This window comes from Herbaspirillum sp. FG34 (assembly GCF_057809315.1).
Genome location: NZ_JBMDJS010000006.1, coordinates 231,235 through 246,651 on the forward strand (window position 1 = coordinate 231,235; position 15,417 = coordinate 246,651).

General features: G+C 64.7%; 11 protein-coding genes. 7 read left to right on the forward strand and 4 right to left on the reverse strand.

Features of this window, described 5'->3' with window-relative positions:
* Positions 1 to 73: 73 nt before the first annotated feature.
* The 3 genes from ACODSZ_RS10470 (at position 74) to ACODSZ_RS10480 (ending at position 4,573) form a co-directional block, all read left to right on the forward strand.
* On the forward strand, positions 74 to 2,572 hold the full coding sequence (locus ACODSZ_RS10470) for an ABC transporter permease (protein WP_488927530.1): 2,499 nt from the start codon (positions 74 to 76) through the stop codon (positions 2,570 to 2,572).
* A 92-nt stretch (positions 2,573 to 2,664) separates the two neighbouring features.
* Positions 2,665 to 3,066 (forward strand): group II truncated hemoglobin, encoded by a 402-nt coding sequence (locus ACODSZ_RS10475; RefSeq protein ID WP_488927531.1) that lies wholly within the window; start codon positions 2,665 to 2,667, stop codon positions 3,064 to 3,066.
* Between the two features lie 19 nt (positions 3,067 to 3,085).
* Positions 3,086 to 4,573 carry a DNA recombination protein RmuC gene (locus tag ACODSZ_RS10480; protein ID WP_241822513.1) on the forward strand — a complete coding sequence of 496 codons (1,488 nt, stop codon included), beginning with the start codon at positions 3,086 to 3,088 and terminating at the stop codon, positions 4,571 to 4,573.
* An 87-nt stretch (positions 4,574 to 4,660) separates the two neighbouring features.
* Here the strand turns inward: ACODSZ_RS10480 and moeA are convergent, their stop codons facing one another.
* From moeA to ACODSZ_RS10500, 4 genes are all read right to left on the reverse strand, one after another.
* Positions 4,661 to 5,956 carry a molybdopterin molybdotransferase MoeA gene (gene moeA / locus ACODSZ_RS10485; protein WP_488927532.1) on the reverse strand — a complete coding sequence of 432 codons (1,296 nt, stop codon included), beginning with the start codon at positions 5,954 to 5,956 and terminating at the stop codon, positions 4,661 to 4,663.
* Entirely contained in the window at positions 5,953 to 6,570 is a 618-nt protein-coding gene (gene mobA / locus ACODSZ_RS10490; protein ID WP_175342378.1) for a molybdenum cofactor guanylyltransferase MobA, read from the reverse strand. The genes moeA and mobA overlap by 4 nt, the downstream gene beginning before the upstream one ends.
* Positions 6,571 to 6,599: 29 nt before the next feature.
* Positions 6,600 to 7,715 carry a GTP 3',8-cyclase MoaA gene (moaA, locus tag ACODSZ_RS10495; protein ID WP_488927533.1) on the reverse strand — a complete coding sequence of 372 codons (1,116 nt, stop codon included), beginning with the start codon at positions 7,713 to 7,715 and terminating at the stop codon, positions 6,600 to 6,602.
* Between the two features lie 346 nt (positions 7,716 to 8,061).
* Positions 8,062 to 11,271 (reverse strand): Rne/Rng family ribonuclease, encoded by a 3,210-nt coding sequence (locus tag ACODSZ_RS10500; protein ID WP_488927534.1) that lies wholly within the window; start codon positions 11,269 to 11,271, stop codon positions 8,062 to 8,064.
* An 821-nt stretch (positions 11,272 to 12,092) separates the two neighbouring features.
* Between ACODSZ_RS10500 and rluC the strand changes: the two genes are divergently transcribed.
* From rluC to ACODSZ_RS10520, 4 genes are all read left to right on the forward strand, one after another.
* On the forward strand, positions 12,093 to 13,160 hold the full coding sequence (rluC, locus tag ACODSZ_RS10505; RefSeq protein ID WP_488927535.1) for a 23S rRNA pseudouridine(955/2504/2580) synthase RluC: 1,068 nt from the start codon (positions 12,093 to 12,095) through the stop codon (positions 13,158 to 13,160).
* A gap of 125 nt (positions 13,161 to 13,285) precedes the next feature.
* Positions 13,286 to 13,945, forward strand: coding sequence for an HAD-IIIA family hydrolase (locus ACODSZ_RS10510; protein WP_008327891.1), 660 nt, complete (start codon positions 13,286 to 13,288; stop codon positions 13,943 to 13,945).
* 5 nt (positions 13,946 to 13,950) lie between these two features.
* A complete protein-coding gene (locus tag ACODSZ_RS10515) occupies positions 13,951 to 14,331 on the forward strand; it encodes a Rieske (2Fe-2S) protein (RefSeq protein WP_008327897.1) in 381 nt (126 codons plus the stop codon).
* A gap of 49 nt (positions 14,332 to 14,380) precedes the next feature.
* Entirely contained in the window at positions 14,381 to 15,412 is a 1,032-nt protein-coding gene (locus tag ACODSZ_RS10520) for a S49 family peptidase (RefSeq protein ID WP_488927536.1), read from the forward strand.
* Positions 15,413 to 15,417: the final 5 nt, after the last annotated feature.

Consider the following 15,417-nt stretch of genomic DNA (forward strand, 5'->3'; position numbering starts at 1 on the left):
GTGATGGCGGACTCGCCGTTCCTGCTTCACGACTCCTGATTTCCGATTCCTGATTTCTTACGACTGGCCCTGCATGTTCCAACAAGCACTGCGCATGACCCTGCGCGACTGGCGCACCGGTGAACTGCGCTTCCTGCTGATCGCCCTGATCGTGGCGGTGGCCGCGCTGTCCTCGGTCGGTTTCTTCGTCGATCGCATGCGCGCCGGGATGACGCGCGATGCCCACCAGCTGCTGGGGGCCGATCTGCTGATCGCGGCCGACCAGCCACTGCCATCCTCCTGGCTGCAGCAGGCCAGCGGGCAGCGCCTGCTCCAGGCGCAGACCCAGGTCTTTCCCAGCATGGCCCAGGCCGGGGAGGGCGATGCGGCGCGCTCGGTGCTGTCCTCCATCAAGGCCGTCACGGCGGGCTATCCCTTGCGCGGCCAGCTGCGACTGGAAGGCAAGGACGGACACGACCGGCCCGCCGATGGCATCCCGCAGGCCGGTACGGTATGGGTGGATCCGCAGATTCTGTCGCAGCTCGACGTGAAGCTCGGCGATACCTTGAAACTGGGTGATTTGCCGTTGAAGATCGCCGCCGTCATCTCGGTCGAGCCGGATCGCGGCAGCGCCTTTGTCAACTTCGCGCCGCGCGTGATGCTCAATGAGGCCGATCTGGCCGCCACGCACCTGGTGCAGGTCGGTTCGCGCGTGACATATCGCTTGTTGATCGCCGGACCCGTCGAGGCCGTGCAGCGTTACCAGCAGCAGATCGAAGGCCAGATCGAGGCCGACAAGCTGCGCGGCGTACGCGTGGAGTCGCTGGAAAACGGCCGCCCCGAAATGCGCGCCACGCTGGATCGCGCCGAACAATTCCTCTCCCTGGTCGGCCTGCTGTCAGCCATGCTGGCGGCGCTGGCCGTGGCCATGGCGGCGCGTCGCTTCATGCTGCGCCATCTGGATGCCTGCGCGATGCTGCGCTGTTTCGGCCTGACCCAGGCCCAGGTGACCCGGCTGTATCTCACCGAATTCGTTCTCATCGGGCTGGCGGCCAGCATCATCGGCATGCTGGTCGGCTTTGCCGCGCACTTTGCGTTGCTGCAATGGCTGGGCAGTTTCCTGCCGACCGCCTTGCCGCCGCCGGGCTGGGCACCTGCCTTGCAGGGCGTGGCCACCGGGCTGCTGTTGCTGGTCGGGTTTGCCTTGCCGCCCATCCTGCAATTGCGCAACGTGCCGCACAACCGGGTGATCCGCCGCGACCAGGGCGCACCGCAGGCGCTGACCGTGGCCAGCTATGTGCTGGGCACGCTGGTGTTCTCGGGATTGCTGCTGTGGCAGGCGGGCGATCTCAAGCTGGGCTTGCTGACCATCGCGGGTTTCCTCGGCGGCTTCGCGCTGTTCGCACTGGTGGCCTGGCTGTGCCTGCGCGCCCTGCGTTCGCTGCGCGGCCTGGTGGATCGCCAGAGCTGGCGCTTTGCCATCGACGGCCTGCAACGCCGTCCGGCGGCGGCGGTCATGCAGGTGGTGGCACTGGGGCTGGGGCTCATGGCCTTGCTGTTGCTGACCGTGATCCGTGGCGATCTGGTGGGCGCATGGCGCCAGGCCACGCCTGCGGATGCCCCCAACCGCTTCATCATCAACATCCAGCCGGACCAGCGCGAGGCCGTGCAACAGGCGCTGCGCCAGGGCGGGGTACAGGATGTGGCGCTGTATCCGATGATTCGCGGGCGCCTGGTGCAGATCAATTGTCATGCCGTCAATGCGGCGGATTACCAGGAAGATCGGGCCAAGCGCCTGGTGGACCGGGAGTTCAATCTCTCGACCATGGCCAACATCCCGCCGGGCAATGGCATCGTGGCTGGTCGCTGGTACGACGACAGCCATCCCGAAGCCTCGGTGGAACGCGGACTGGCCCAGACCCTGGGCATCAAGCTGGGGGACCGCCTGCAATTCGATATCGCCGGCCAGCTGGTGGAGGCGCCGGTGACCAGCCTGCGCAAGCTGGAGTGGGGCTCGCTGCGGGTGAACTTCTTCGTCATCCTCAACCCGACATTGATGCGCGATACGCCGCAAAGCTGGATCACCGCCGTCCACCTGAGAGCGCAGCAGGAAGCGCTGGGCAATACACTGGCCCGCGATTTCCCCAATCTGACCGTGGTAGACATAGGAAGTGTACTGAGACAGATCCAGGAAGTGGTCGGTCAAGTGATTGCTGCTGTAGAGTTCCTCTTCCTGTTCACTTTGTGCTCAGGTGTACTGGTACTGTACGCTGCACTGGCAGGGTCCCAGGATGAACGTGTACGGGAAGCTGGCCTGTTGCGTGCCCTCGGTGCGACCCGCCAGGAGCTTTCTCGCGCCCAGCGCATCGAGGTGCTGCTGGTGGGTTCGCTGGCCGGGCTGCTGGCGGCCAGCGGTGCGGCGGGTATCGGTTGGGCGCTGGCGCATTACATCTTCAATTTCGAGTGGAGCTTCAGTCCGCTGGTTTGGGTGGCCGGCATGGGCCTGGGGGCGGGTTGTTCGGCCTTGGGCGGCTGGGCCGGATTGCGTCACGTGCTGCGCCGTCCACCGCTGCAGACCTTGCGCGAAGCCTGATCCCGGCCGGATACGAGGCAGATCAAGAAAGCCGGCGAGGGCCGCCGGACTGCGCCGACGCGGCAGGCCGGCTGCGGTATCATGGCGGTCTTATGCAAATCGAAGATCCCAACCAACCGACCACGTTCGAACTCATCGGCGGCGCTGAGAAGCTGCGCGAGATGGTCGACCGTTTCTATGACCTGATGGACCTGGAGCCGGAGTTCGCCGGCATCCGCGCGCTGCATCCGCCTTCGCTGGAGGGTTCGCGCGAGAAGACCTACATGTTCCTCTCCGGCTGGACCGGCGGTCCCAGCCTGTACATGGAAAAATTCGGTCATCCGCGCCTGCGGGCGCGCCACCTGCCTTTCCCCATCGGCATCTCGGAGCGTGACCAGTGGCTGCGCTGCATGGCCTGGGCCATGCAGGACGTGGGCCTGCCGGAAGACCTGATGAAACGCCTGCTGGCGGCGCTCTACCAGACGGCCGACTGGATGCGCAACAAGCCCGAGTAAATCGCACTGGACTGGTGACATGTCTCTTTTCGAAATGATCCTTGCCGGGCTGGTCGTGGTCGGCCTCGTCCTGCAATTGTTGATCCTGCTGCGGTCCGGCCAGCGTCATGACGATGACACCGCACTGGTGATCGAAGATGCGCTGCTGCAGGTCAAGCAGGACCTGCAGCGCCATCAGCAGGACACCGGTGAACGCATCGAGCGCGAGCTGCGCAGCCAGGTGCAGGCCAGCGCCCAGAGCACGCGCCAGGAACTGGGCGCCAACTTCGCCCAGTTGCAGCAGACGCTGGCGACACAACTGACGAGCGTGGCGGGTTTGCAGAACCAGCAGATCGATGGGTTCGCGCAGCAACTGGTCAAGCTCAACGAAAGCAATGCGCAGCAACTGGAAAGCATGCGCCAGTCCATCACCCTGCAGGCGCAGGTGAACCGCGAAGAGCAGGCGGTCTCGCTCAAGCGCTTCGGCGATACGCTGAACCAGCAACTGTCGGCGCTGACCGAATCGAACGCCCAGCGCATGGCCGAGGTGCGCGCTACGCTCGAAGCCAAGATCAAGGACCTGCAGAACGACAATGCGCAAAAGCTGGAAGAGATGCGCAAGACCGTGGACGAAAAACTGCATGCCACGCTGGAGCAGCGACTCGGTGAATCCTTCAAGCTGGTCTCGGACCGGCTGGACAAGGTGCATCAGGGTCTGGGCGAAATGCAGCAACTGGCCACCGGCGTGGGCGACCTGAAGCGCGTGCTGACCAACGTCAAGACACGCGGCACCTGGGGTGAAGTGCAGCTGGAAATCCTGCTGGAACAGATGTTGACGCCCGACCAGTACGCCAAGAACGTCGAGACCGTCCCGGCCAGCGGCGAGCGCGTGGAATTCGCCATCCGCCTGCCGGGTGCCAAGGAAGACGCGGGCCAGGTCTGGATGCCCATCGATGCCAAATTCCCCAAGGAACAGTACGAGCGCCTGGTCGATGCAGCCGAGCGCGCCGATGCCGAGGGCGTGGCCACGGCCGGCCGCGAACTGGAGCGAGCTGTGCGTAGTGAGGCCAGGACGATTGCCGAGAAATACCTGTCACCGCCGCTGACGACGGACTTCGCCATCCTCTTTTTGCCGACCGAAGGGCTGTATGCCGAGGTCATGCGTCGACCGGGATTGTCGGATGAATTGCAACGGACCTGCCGGGTCACCATTGCCGGTCCCTCGACCTTGTCGGCCTTGCTCAACAGCCTGCAGATGGGCTTCCGTACGCTGGCGCTGGAAAAACGCTCCTCGGAAGTGTGGCAGGTGCTGGGCGCGGTCAAGACCGAGTTCGGCAAGTTCGGTGAAGTGCTGGCTTCGACCAAGAGCGCACTGGAACGCGTGGCCAAGAACATCGACCAGGCCGAGACCCGCACCCGCCAGATGACGCGCAAGCTGAAGTCGGTGGAAGCCTTGCCGGTGGAGAATGCGCAGAAGCTGTTGGGGACGGGGGAGCTGGATCTGGGCGAGGAGGGTGAAAGCGTCTGATTCTTCATCCCGGGAAGTCACCCCGGAGGAGGGGGCGGTGTAGGGACGGCTTGCCGTCCCTTTTTCTTCATATCGGCCTGAAACCCCTCACACCAGCCCGTCGAACAGCACCACCGCCACCTCTTCGCCTGCGGCCACGTCCCCGCGCTCATGTTCGAGCTCGATGATGCAGTTGGCATCCGACATCGAGCGCAGGATGCCGGAGCCCTGCATGCCGGTCAGGCGCACGTTCCATCGGCCCTCTTCATCAGGGGCCAGGATGCCGCGCTGGTATTCGGTGCGGCCGGCCTTCTTGCGGATGGCCGTGGCGGACTTGACGCGCAGACGCGGCAGCGGATTGGCTTCGGCACCGGCAAGGCGCAGCAGGGCATCGCGCACGAAGAAGGAAAAACTCACCTGTACCGCCACCGGATTTCCCGGCAGGCCGAACAGATAGGCATTGCGCCCGCGCGAGCTGATGCGGCCGAAGGCCAGCGGGCGGCCGGGGCGCATGGCGATCTTCCAGAACGTCATCTCGCCCAGGCTGGCCATGATCTGCTTGGTGTAATCGGCCGCGCCCACGGAGACACCCCCGGAGGTGATGACGGCATCGGCTTCTTCGCAGGCGCTGCGGAAGGCGGCTTCCAGCGCGGCCGGGTCATCCGGCACCACGCCCAGATCCAGCACCTCGCAACCCAGGCGCGTCAACATGCCGTGCAGGGTGTAGCGGTTGGAGTCATAGACGCAGCCGGCATCGAGCGGCTCGCCCACCGAGCGCAATTCGTCGCCGGTGGAAAAGAAGGCCACGCGCAGACGACGCTGCACCGGCACTTCGGCCAGGCCCAGCGAGGCCAGCAGGCCGATGTCGGAGGGCCGCAGCACGCGGCCGCGCGGCAGCGCCACGCTGCCCAGAGCCAGATCTTCACCGCGCAGGCGGCGATTGTCGCCGGGACGCACGCGACCGGCGGGCAGGGTCACGCCTTGCTCGTCGGCGTCGGTGGTCAGTTCCTGCGGGATCACGGTGTCGCAGCCGGGCGGCATGGGCGCGCCGGTCATGATGCGCACGCACTGGCCGGGACCGACGTGGCCAGTGAAGCGCTCGCCGGCATGCACCGCACCGATGATCTGCAGACGCACTTGCTTGCCCTCGGCCACGTCCTCGCCGCGCAGGGCATAGCCATCCATGGCCGAGTTGTCGTGGGCCGGCACGTCGATGCGGGAAACGATGTCGCGTGCCAGCACGCGCGAGAGGGCGCTGCGGATGGCCAGCTTTTCGACGGCCTCGATGGGCGTGATGAATTCCTGGATCACGGCTTGCGCGCGCGCTACCGTCATGGCGTTGGGATCATAGCCGCTGATGCAGCTGACGATGTCGTGGAGTGTGGCGGTGTGGGTCTCGGTCATTGTTCTGCTTCGAGCTGTTGCAAATCCAGCCCGGTATTGATGTTGCTGAAGGCGCGCTCGTCGGGGAAATCCACTTCGATGCAATCCAGGCTGGCAAACCAGTGGTCCATCTTGCGTTCACCGGCGGCCAGGAAGGCGTCCAGCGAAGCGCGCGTAGTCGTCTGAAGCAGCGAGCATACAGGATGGCGCTGCCGTCCGTGTACGCCGTCAGTGACCGCGATGGCAGCCTGTGCACCGCTGGCGGTGAGGGCGTCGTAGAGGTGCGCCACCAGGTCATAGGGGATCAGCGGCGAGTCGCACGGGACGGTCGCCAGCAGCGGCGTGTGGCAATGGGTCAGGCCGCATTGCAGGCCGGCCAGCGGGCCGGGGAAATCCCCTTGCAGGTCATGCCAGACCGGATAGCCGAAACGGGCGTACTCCAGCTGGGAGCGATTGGCGTTGATCGCCAGGGAGCCGACCTGCGGGGCCAGGCGTTCCAGCACGTGCTGGACCAGCGGCTTGCCGTGCAGGACTTGCAGGCCCTTGTCCACCCCGCCCATGCGCGTGCCCCGGCCACCGGCCAGCACCAGGCCGGTGATGTGGCTGGCGGAGAAGAGATCGGTACGGGAAGACATGATGCAGATGGGGCAGGCAGGGCGCGACCTCAGCCGCCGATGTAGGACATCTCGACCTTGCGCAGCGGTGCGGCTTGCAGGGCGCTGCGCAGTTCGGAATAACGGTCGCCGCGCTGGCCCCAGAGGGCGGCGATGGCGCCGGCAAGTTCGGCGTCGCTGCTGCCGTTGCGCACCAGGCTGCGCAGGTCGTGGCCCTGGCTGGCGAACAGGCAGGTGTAGACCTTGCCCTCGGTGGACAGGCGCGCCCGCGAGCAGTCCTGGCAGAAGGCCTGGGTCACGCTGGAGATGACGCCGATCTCGCCGCTGCCATCGACATAGCGCCAGCGCTCGGCGGTCTCGCCGGTGTAGTTGGGGTCGGCCACTTCCAGCGGCATCTCTGCAGAGATGCGCCGCACCACGTCGTGCGAAGGCAGGACCTCGTCCATGCGCCAGCCGTTGGAGGAGCCCACGTCCATGTATTCGATGAAGCGCAGGATGGCCGGCGTTCCCTTGAAATGGCGCGCCATGGGCAAAATCTGGTCGTCGTTGACCCCCTTCTTGACCACCATGTTGATCTTGACCGGACCGAGACCGGCGGCGTGCGCCGCTTCGATGCCCTCCAGCACGCGCGCCACCGGGAAATCGACGTCATTCATGCGGCGGAAGCTCTGGTCATCCAGCGAATCCAGCGACACGGTCACGCGCTTGAGCCCGGCGGCCTTGAGCGCCTGGGCCTTTTGCTTCAACAGGGTGCCGTTGGTGGTGAGGGTGAGGTCGATTTCCTCGCCGTCCGGCGTGCGCAGGGCGGCCAGCATGGCGATGAGGGTCTCGATGTTCTTGCGCAGCAGCGGCTCGCCACCGGTCAGGCGGATCTTGCGCACGCCGTGGGCCACGAACTGGGCCGCCACGCGGGTCAGTTCCTCGAAGGTCAACAGGTCGGAATGCGGCAGGAACTGGTACTGCTTGTCGAAGACATCCTTGGGCATGCAGTACACGCAGCGGAAATTGCAGCGGTCAGTTACCGAGATGCGCAGATCATGCAGTGGACGCCCCAGGCTGTCGGCCAGCCAGCCGACGGGCTGCACGGCAATCGGCACGCCAGGTCCTGAGGGGCTGGCGGACGGGGCTTGCCGGACATCGACGATGGGAATGACGCGCTTGTTCATACGATCTGACGATAAGAGGTGTGTAACGATAGCACGCCTGAGGTCGCCGCGTAGATGCACAATCGTACATATAGTGTATCGCTGCAACTGAATTCCATGCGCAAGGCCGCCACCCGTGCGGCCCCGCTGGCATCGGGCTTGTGCGGCCATTTCGGGGGCGCTGACTGTATCGTTGCCGGAAGCGGGCAACTGTTCGCAAATAGGTTCTGGTTTGCCGATGCGGCCTTGTGCTTGAGGCTTCACATCAGGTGCAATAGACATGAAAAAGGGAGCCGAAGCTCCCTTGTTCACTGCCGCTATTTCAGTGTCAGGCGGGGCCTTGCGGCACACCGCCTGTCATCCTGTCTCAGCGGCGGGTTTCGACCTGCACCAACGGTTCGGTCGATGGCGGCGGCAGCGGCTTGCGCTCGCGCGGCACGTGCGGTGCCGGGACGAACGAGGCGGCGGCTTCCTGGGCGGCGCGCAGCTTGACCGGATCGGTCGTGGCCAGGGTCAGGCCGGCTTGCGACAGCATCTGCTGCAGCGAGTCCCACTGTGCGCCGTTGCCGGTGGAACTGGCATGGGCGGCAGGCGCGGCAGCAGGGGGGGCTGCCACCGGTGCCGGTTCGATGACCGCTGGCGCCGGGCTGGCTTCCACGGCCTCGACGCTATCGAGCAGGCTGATCTGTTGCGGCACCGCAGGAGCTGCCGGAGCAGCCGGAGCGGCTTGCACCACCTCGACCGGGGCTTCCGATGCGGCCGGAGCAGCAACGGGGGCCTGGACCGGCTCGAAGGCCGGGGCCGGGGCGAAGCTGGCATCGATGGACGGTGCTGCCGGTTCGATGACCGGCTGGTTCGCGAACACGGCCTGGGTCGCTTCGGCAGCGGCAGCGGCCACGGCTTCCACGGAATTCACACCGCTTTCGACCTGGGCAGCCACTTCGGGTTGGGCTTGTTCCGGCACTGGCGAGGCGGCGAAGGAGGCTTGCGCCACTGCCGCCTGGGCGACTTCCACCGGTGTCGCCGGGGTGTCGGCAGCGACGGTCTCGACGTTCATGCTGACGGCGGCGGCACTGGCCACGACCGCCGTGTCGACGCCTTCGACAGCTTCGACGCCTTCGGCGGTCTCATTGGCTTCACCTTCGCCATTGTCGATGACGTTGCCGTTTTCATCGCGTTCGCGACGATGACGGTTGCGGCCACCACGACGGCGACGACGACGCGGCTCGGTAGCGCCTTCAGCGGCTTGCGTACCCTCGACGCCTTCAGCGCCTTCGGATCCTTCGACTTGTGCGGCATCCACCTGGGCAGCCTGCTCGTCACCGGACAGGGCCACGGCCACGCCTGCGGTGGTGGCTGCGCCGGCAGCCAGCGCGGCTTCCAGCGGCAGACCTTCCTCGGCCTTGGGGTCCTTGCGTTCACCGCGCGGTGCGCGCGGTTCACGCGGGGCACGCGGTTCACGGCCTTCACGCGGCTCGCGGCCTTCACGCGCTTCGTTGCGACGGGCTTCCTTCGGTTCCTGGCCTTCGCGGGCCTCGCGCGGCTCACGGCCTTCGCGGGCTTCACGCGGCTCGCGGCCTTCCCTCGGTTCGCGCGGACCACGCGGCGGACGGGCCTGCTTGGCTTCGGCAGTTTCGCCGGCCTTCAGTTCGACGGCGGCCGGGCCACGTGTTGCGCGCTGTTCTGCGTTGCGTTCGCCACGCTCGCCACGTTCAACGCGCTCGCCACGTTCACCGCGTTCACCACGGTTGCGGTTGCGGCCATTGCGATCACCACCGCGGCCATTGCGCTCACCCTCACGCTTGGCCGGGGTCTTGGCTTCGACGGCAGCAGGTGCTTCCACCGGTGCAACCGGCTTCTTGCGGAAGAAGGCAAAGATCTTGCCCAGCAGACCGGACTCCGGTGCCAGGGTCGGCGGCGGTACGACAGCGGCCACCGGTTCCGGGGCCTTGCGCTCGACGATGGGGGCCGGCTGGTCGGGGGTGATGCCCTTGACCACGGCTTCCTGGCGCGGACGCACTTCTTCCTTCTGGCGCTGGCTGTAGCCGATGTCGGTATCGGCTTGCTCGGCCATGGTATAGCTGGCTTGGGCGTCGTCCAGGCGCGGATCGTCGTGCTTGATCCGTTCCATCTTGTAGTGCGGAGTTTCCAGGTGCTTGTTGGGGATCATGATGACGGTGACGCGATGGCGCGTCTCGATCTTCAGGATTTCGCCCCGTTTTTCATTGAGCAGGAAGGCGGCCACGTCCACGGGCGCTTGCACGTGGATGGCAGCTGAATTTTCCTTCATGGCCTCTTCCTGGATGATGCGCAGCACCTGCAGGGCCGAGGATTCGGTATCGCGGATGTGACCGGTGCCGTTGCAACGCGGGCAGGTCACGTGGCTGCCTTCGGAGAGCGACGGACGCAGGCGCTGGCGCGACAGTTCCATCAGGCCAAAGCGGGAGATCTTGCCCATCTGAACGCGGGCGCGGTCGTGGTGCAGGGCGTCCTTGAGACGGCCTTCCACCTCGCGCTGGTTCTTGGAGTTCTCCATATCGATGAAGTCGATCACGATCAGGCCGCCCAGGTCGCGCAGGCGCAACTGGCGGGCCACTTCATCGGCGGCTTCGAGGTTGGTGTTGAAGGCGGTGGTCTCGATGTCGCTGCCACGGGTGGCGCGCGCCGAGTTCACGTCCACCGACACCAGGGCTTCGGTGTGGTCGATCACGATGGCGCCGCCCGAGGGCAGCGGGACCGTACGCGAGTAGGCGGTCTCGATCTGGTGTTCGATCTGGAAGCGCGAGAACAGGGGGACGTCGTCGCGGTAGCGCTTGACGCGGTGGACCATGTCCGGCATCACGTGGGCCATGAACTGCTGGGCCTGGTCGTGGATGTCGTCGGTGTCGATGAGGATTTCGCCGATGTCGGGCTGGAAGTAGTCGCGGATGGCGCGGATGACCAGCGAGGATTCCTGGTAGATCAGGAAGGCGCCCGAGGCGGTCTGGCCGGCGCCTTCGATGGCGCGCCAGAGCTGCATCAGGTAGTTCAGGTCCCACTGCAGTTCATCGACGTTGCGGCCGATGCCGGCGGTGCGGGCGATGACGGACATGCCATTGGGCAGGTCCAGCTTGTCCATGGTTTCGCGCAGTTCCTGGCGGTCTTCGCCTTCGACACGGCGCGACACGCCACCACCGCGCGGGTTGTTGGGCATGAGCACCAGGTAGCGGCCGGCCAGGGAGATGAACGAGGTGAGGGCCGCGCCCTTGTTGCCGCGCTCTTCCTTCTCGACCTGGACGATGATTTCCTGGCCTTCGCGCAGCGCTTCCTTGATGCTGGCGTTACGGACGTCGATGCCTTCCTTGAAGTAGGAACGGGCCACTTCCTTGAAGGGCAGGAAGCCGTGGCGTTCTTCGCCGTAGTTGACGAAGCAGGCTTCCAGCGAGGGCTCGATGCGGGTGATGACGCCCTTGTAGATGTTGGACTTGCGCTGCTCGCGTCCGGTGGTTTCGATGTCGATGTCGATCAGCTTCTGACCGTCAACGATCGCTACGCGCAGTTCTTCCTGCTGCGTGGCGTTGAACAACATACGTTTCATGTTTTCACTCCGGGATCCGAAGATCCTTCAAATGGCCCGTCCGTATGTGGTAGCGGGCCAAAAGTACAGGGGATGTACGCGAGAACGAAGTGATTGGGGAGGCAATTGCCTTGATTGTGTCAGTGCGCCTTAGCGGGCGCTCCAGCACAAGGGGGCGCGGATGCGGCAGACGGGAACGCCGGGCAGCACCGTATCCGCGCCGCGCGCTCCGCCATAGGCGGTCGCGCAGGCAACTGCGGACGGTAAGCTGGTCTGTGGAGCCAAACGTAACATGGTGATGGGTTGGCGACGGCGATCGGGTTCTGCTGCATCAACCGGCAAGCCTCGCGGTGCTTCGGTCAGGACTGCGGCAGGGCCCGGGCAATGCGCTGCAAGAGGGGCGGGCGGATGAGCCTGCCACCGGTTGCGCTGCATGATGCTGCATGTTGCAGCATATTGCCGGGGGCTGTGCGCTGCGGACCTGAACCGGAACACCGGATGCGAGTCTTGCCAGACTTTTATCCTGATGATCCAAACAATTCTGTTCCACTTCCAGGCGCGCTGTCCGATTGCAACTGCGGTGCAAACTGGAATCGCGCAAGGAAGGTGCGTACTCGTTTCGAGGCCTTTACGTGGACCAGGCAAGCGACATGATCGGCTGTATTGTCAACCGTTGCAGCGCTTTTATTGCGTCTGCGATGCCGCGCGTCGTGGTTTTCGGGGCCCCCTTCGTCTATTTTGCAAATGAGCGAGGCTGACGAAGACTCCTCTTGTGTAGAATGTTCCTTTTTTATTCTACTGACGCCGTTTTTTGATCGGCGTCAATCGATTATATATTCAAAATGAAGGACTTAGCGAGATTTTCTAGGGGGGCTTCTGAAAGCGCCGCAGCCGCGCCCGCCTCCCGGAGCGAAGCAGCCTCGCAGAACCTTCCCCAGGTGCAGTTGCTGACCATTTCCGACGAGGAAGCGGGGCAGCGGATCGACAATTTCCTGCTGCGCATCTGCAAGGGCGTTCCCAAGAGCCATATCTACCGTGTCCTGCGTTCGGGCGAGGTGCGCGTCAACAAGGGCCGCATCGACCAGACCTACCGCCTGGCCGAAGGCGACGTGGTGCGCGTGCCGCCAATACGAGTTGCAGAAAAGCAAGAGCAGATCGTGCCCGGTGCCGAATTCCGCATCCTGCTGGAAGACAGCCACATGCTGGTCATCGACAAGCCGGCCGGGGTGGCCGTGCACGGCGGCTCCGGCGTGAGCTATGGCGTGATCGAGCAGTTGCGCGCGGCGCGCCCCCAGGCCAAGTTCCTCGAGCTGGTGCACCGCCTGGACCGCGATACCTCGGGCGTGCTGCTGATCGCCAAGAAGCGTTCGGCCCTGACCAACCTGCACGACCAGATGCGCGAAGGCACCACCGACAAGCGTTATTTCACGCTGGTGCAGGGGGACTGGAAGAACGCGCGCCAGCACGTGAAGTTGCCGCTGTTCAAGTACAGCACGCCCGATGGCGAGCGCCGCGTGCGGGTGCAGGCCGACGGCCAGCCTTCGCACACGATCTTTTCGCTGTTGCGCCGCTTCGGTGAATTTGCCCTGCTGGAAGCTGAACTGAAGACCGGTCGCACCCATCAGATCCGGGTGCACCTCTCTTCCAGCGGTTTTCCCATCGTGGGCGACGACAAGTACGGGGACTTCACCCTCAACAAGTCGCTGCAAAAGGCCGAGGGCAGCCGCGTGGCCTTCAAGCGCATGTTCCTGCACGCCTGGCGCATCAGCTTCCGCCATCCGGAAAGCGGCGAGACCGTCACTCTCAAGGCTGGGCTGCCCGAAGAATGCGCGCGTTTCCTGCGCAGCCTCGAAGGCGGTGCCGAGGGCGATCTGCTGCCCCACAACATGCTGGCCGGGACAGAACAGTGAAGGGGTGCACGCAGCGGTCCGGGATGTGATACTTTCTGCCCGGCATTGACACAATCGCATGTCCCTCTGCCAATTGCCGATCCGGCAAGCAGCGCCAGGACATGCCAGCAGAAAGAACTCGACACATGGCAAGAAAGCAATTCGACCTGATCGTCTTCGACTGGGACGGCACCCTGATGGACAGCACCTCCACCATCGTGCGCTGCATCCAGGCGGCTGCGCGCGACCTGGGTCTGCCCATTCCCGACAAGAGCGCGGCCTCCTACGTGATCGGCCTGGGCTTGCAGGATGCGATGCAGGCGGCCATTCCGGATGTGGATCCGAAGTACTATCCGCGCATCGTGGAGCGTTATCGCCATCATTATCTTGGCCAGGACAAGGATCTGACGCTCTTCGAGGGCGTGCCGGAGATGCTGGCCGACCTGTCACAGCAGGGCTACTTCCTGGCGGTGGCCACCGGCAAGAGCCGCGTCGGGCTGAACCGGGCCATGAATACCACCGGCCTGCTCTCCAAGTTCGACGCCACCCGCTGCGCCGATGAGACCTTCTCCAAGCCGCATCCGGCCATGTTGCAGGAACTGACCCGCGAACTGGGCCAGGACATGCACCGCACCCTGATGATCGGTGACACCACCCATGACCTGCAGATGGCCATCAATGCCGGTGCCAGGGGCGTGGCGGTGGAGTTTGGCGCGCATCCGCCGCAGCAGTTGCAGGCGTTGTCGCCACTTTATTCAGCCCCTTCCATCCGCGAGCTGCATCAGTGGCTCAATGAGCACGCCTGAGGCGCATGGCCGTGACGACACCAGAAGAAATCTTCATCTGCCCCTCCAGCGCCCTTCAGGAGGGCGGTTTGGGCAAGCGTTTCCCGGTGCAGCTGCATGGGGACGAGACCACCGGCTTCGTGGTGCGTTACGGCGGAGTGGTCTATGGCTATTTGAATCGCTGTGCGCATGTACCCATCGAACTGGACTGGGCCGAGGGCGAATTCTTCGAATCCAGCGGCCTGTATCTCATGTGCGCAACACATGGCGCGGTTTATGCGCCCGATACCGGAAAATGCGAAGGCGGACCTTGTACCGGCGCGCATTTGCGTAAGATCATGGCGGTGGAACGGGACGGCCAGGTGTTCTGGCGTCCGGATGACATCGTCCAGCCCGTCGAGGCATGAGCTTCGCGGAAAACCAGTGCAGCGCGGCTGCGCTGCCTAGAGTGAGCCTATGAGCAACAACCAATCTGACAACCCGCAAGACCGTCCTCCCCAGTCTTCCCCGTCGCCGTCTTCCTCCATTCCCGCCAGCGTGCGCGAGGACAAGAAGAGCGGCTGGGAACGTGATGTCCTGGAAAAGCTGGCCCTGTTCGCCGTCAAGGAACAGCGCGCCCGCCGCCGCTGGGGCATTTTCTTCCGCATCGCCATCCTGGCGGTGATCGTGCTGGGCGGCTGGATGGCCTTTACCTACAACAAGATCGAGAGCGAGCCGCTGGGTCCGCATACTGCGCTGGTGGAAATCCGCGGCACCATCGAGTCCGAAGGACAGGGTTCGGCGGCGGTGGTCATTCCGGCGCTGGACAAGGCCTTCGCCGCCAGCGATTCGGTGGGCGTGATCCTGAAGATCAACAGCCCCGGTGGCAGCCCCGTGCAGGCCGGCATGATCAACGACGAGATCACCCGCCTGCGCAAGGAGTACCCCAAGAAGCCGATCTACGTGGTGGTCGAGGAGCTGTGCGCCTCCGGTGGCTATTACATCGCCGTGGCCGCCGACAAGATCTTCGTCAACAAGGCCAGCCTGATCGGTTCGGTGGGCGTGTTGATGGACGGTTTCGGCTTCACCGGGCTGATGGACAAGCTGGGCGTGGAACGTCGCCTGCTCACGGCGGGCGAGAACAAGAGCTTCCTCGATCCCTTCAGCCCGCAAAGCCCGAAGCAGCGTGACTATGCGCTGTCGATGCTGCAGGAGATCCACCAGCAGTTCATCGACGTGGTGCGCCAGGGGCGTGGCACGCGCCTCAAGGAAACCCCGGACACCTTCTCCGGTCTGGTCTGGACCGGTGCCAAGGCAGTCGAGCTGGGTCTGGCCGATGGCTATGGCACGGTCGACAGCGTGGCGCGTGACGTCATCAAGGCCGAGGACGTGGTGGACTACACCCAGACCGAGAACCTCTCCGAACGCGTGTTGAAGAAGTTCGGCGTGGCCTTCGGTGCCGGGTTTGCCAAGACACTGATGTCGGCACCGCTGTCGCATTTGCGATAAGCCAT